This window comes from Achromobacter sp. UBA4530 (assembly GCF_002388205.1).
In the GTDB taxonomy this organism is placed as follows: Bacteria; Pseudomonadota; Gammaproteobacteria; order Burkholderiales; family Burkholderiaceae_B; genus Achromobacter; species Achromobacter animicus.
Genome location: NZ_DGMA01000033.1, coordinates 1 through 2969 on the forward strand (window position 1 = coordinate 1; position 2969 = coordinate 2969).

2 protein-coding genes are annotated in these 2969 nt (G+C 65.3%); both read left to right on the plus strand.

Annotation, left to right across the window (positions count from 1 at the left end; translation table 11 throughout):
• Window positions 1-1819 (plus strand): carbon starvation CstA family protein (locus B2W22_RS23625; RefSeq protein WP_286939740.1); only part of this gene is annotated, 1819 nt, incomplete at its 5' end.
• Window positions 1820-1840: 21 nt separating this feature from the next.
• Entirely contained in the window at window positions 1841-2053 is a 213-nt protein-coding gene (locus B2W22_RS23630) for a YbdD/YjiX family protein (RefSeq protein ID WP_105238611.1), read from the plus strand.
• Window positions 2054-2969 lie beyond the last annotated feature (916 nt).

Sequence of the window (2969 nt, forward strand, 5' to 3'; positions counted from 1 at the left end):
CGTGCTGTTCGGCCACCACTTTGCCGCCATCGCCGGTGCGGGCCCCCTGGTCGGACCGGTGCTGGCCGCGCAGATGGGCTACCTGCCGGGAATGCTGTGGATCCTGGCCGGCGTCGTGTTCGCCGGCGCCGTGCAGGACTTCACGATCCTCTTCATCTCGACCCGCCGCGACGGCCGCTCGCTGGGCGACCTGGTCAAGTCGGAACTGGGCAAGATCCCGGGCGTGATCGCGCTGTTCGGCGCGTTCATGATCATGGTCATCATCCTGGCCGTGCTGGCGCTGATCGTCGTAAAGGCGCTGACGCACTCGCCGTGGGGCACCTTCACGGTGGCCGCGACCATTCCCATCGCGCTCTTCATGGGCGTGTACCTGCGCTACATCCGTCCGGGCAAGATCGGCGAGGTTTCCATCATCGGCTTCGTCGGCCTGATGGCGGCCATCACGTTCGGTCAGGACGTGGCCGCGCATCCGGTCATCGGCCCGATGTTCGACTTCGACGGCAAGGGCCTGACCTGGATCCTGATCGTCTACGGCTTCATCGCCTCGGTGCTGCCCGTGTGGCTGCTGCTGGCCCCGCGTGACTACCTGTCGACCTTCCTGAAGATCGGCACGATCGTCGGTCTGGCGATCGGCATCGTGGTCGTGGCCCCCGAACTGAAGATGCCCGCGCTGACGCAGTTCGTCGACGGCACCGGTCCGGTGTGGTCGGGCAACCTGTTCCCGTTCCTCTTCATCACCATCGCCTGCGGCGCGGTGTCGGGCTTCCACGCGCTGATCTCCTCGGGCACGACGCCCAAGCTGATCGAGAACGAAACCCAGGCCCGCTACATCGGTTACGGCGGCATGCTGATGGAATCGTTCGTCGCCATCATGGCGCTGGTCGCGGCTTGCGTGATCGAGCCGGGCATCTACTACGCAATGAACAGCCCGGCGGCCGTGATCGGCACGTCGCCTGAGCAGGTCGCCCAGGTGGTGTCGAGCTGGGGCTTCGTGATCACGCCGGCCGATCTGGTGCAGACGGCCAAGGACGTAGGCGAAAGCACGATCATCTCGCGCGCCGGCGGCGCCCCGACGCTGGCGGTGGGCATGGCCCACATCCTGCATCAGGCGCTGGGCGGTCCGGGCATGATGGCATTCTGGTATCACTTCGCCATCCTGTTCGAAGCGCTGTTCATCCTGACGGCCGTTGACGCCGGCACCCGCGCGGGCCGCTTCATGCTGCAGGATCTGCTGGGCACGTTCGCGCCGTCGCTCAAGCGCACGGATTCGCTGCCGGCAAACCTGATCGCCACGGGCCTGTGCGTGGCGGCGTGGGGCTACTTCCTGTATCAGGGCGTGGTGGATCCGCTGGGCGGCATCAACACGCTGTGGCCGCTCTTCGGCATCGCCAACCAGATGCTGGCCGCGATTGCGCTGACGCTGGGCACGGTGGTCCTGTTCAAGATGAAGCGCGACCGCTATGCGTGGGTGACGGTGCTGCCGACGCTCTGGCTGCTGGCTTGCACGCTGACGGCCGGTCTGCAGAAGCTGTTCCATTCGGACCCGCGCGTGAGCTTCCTGGCCCACGCCGACAAGTACAACGCCGCGATTGCCGAAGGCAAGGTGCTGGCGCCGGCGAAGTCGCTGGGCGAGATGTCGCGGGTGGTGATGAACGACTACATCAACGCCGGGCTGTGCGCGATCTTCATCTTTGTCGTGGTGAGCATCGTGGTGTTCGGTTTGAAGTCGGTGCAGCGCGCCCGCAACGAGAACAAGCCGACGTCCCGCGAAACGCCCTACGAGTCGCTGCCCGCAGCCGCTGCGGCTGGCGCGGACTGACCTTCATCCAGGAGAAGCCGCATGCTGTTCAGCAATATGACTTCAGCGGCCGGCGCCGCCGGCCGGTATCTGGGGCAGACGCTCCGGTTGATGGTTGGCGTGCCGGATTACGAGACGTATGTCGAGCATATGCGGCGGACGCATCCTGAGCAGGAGCCAATGAGCTATGAGGATTTCTTCCGGGAGCGCCAGGAGGCGCGGTACGGGGGGAAGAAGCGGATTGGGTGCTGCTGAGTGCTTTGGATGGAAGGCCTTGCTGATGCAGGGCCTTTTTTTGTTTGGACGTTGGTTTTTTCTGGGGCGTCGCTGACTTCGTAGCGTCCGGTTTTTCGTGGGCGTTACGGACTTCGTAGGTCGCCCGACGCCGCGGTCACCGGGGAGGCGATCGCCCACGATTGCGGTCCGGAGCCTTCGCTCCGGACTCCCCCGTCGTCATCTTCGTTGTCGCCTTCGGCGACTGCCTTCAGATTCCCTCGGGCGCATCGACGGCGCTCGCCTCCCCGGTGACCGCGACGCCGTGCTACTAGGGTCTTTGGTTTGCGCGCTACAAGGCCTGTGTGCAGGGAAGGGGATTTGCGGGGTCGCCGGGTTGCTGCCGCCCGGACGGCGGCAACCCGGCATATGAGCGGTGGGACGTCGGGGCGGTGTGCGCTTGCGCGCTGGCGGAGAGGTGGTTGCTAATGGGCGCTCCAATACGGGGGTGGGGCGGTGATGGGCGGCGCGCGGCGACGGACAATGTCAGCTTGCCGACCCGTACGCGCGCCGCCCATCGGGCACTGGAGTTCAAATGACGATTAATGGATAGCAGATCAAATGGCGCTGATGATTCGGGTGTCAGACACCCGAATCAGTCTTACAAATATGCCGTTGGTCGCTGCCGCCGGTGTCTGACACCCTATGGAGGTGAACTCGGCATGACGCCCATCTCACCGGGGTGTCAGACACCTTACCCAGACGCAGCCACACGCGAAGCGTCATCGCCACGACGTAAGACAGCGCGTAAGCCCACGAAGGCCGCCCGCGCGGCCGCCCGGGGGCGGGCACCGCAAGACGCTTCTCGACCACCCCGCCGTATGCAAGAACCTAAAGAACCCAACTCGCCCCAGCGCCCGCAAAGATCAAGCAATCCGAGCCCGGTGTGGCGTGGGCC

Coding starts and splice junctions, on each gene's coding strand:
- B2W22_RS23630 (WP_105238611.1), top strand. CDS start 1,841: ATGCTGTTCAGCAATATGACTTCAGCGGCCGGCGCCGCCGGCCGGTAT.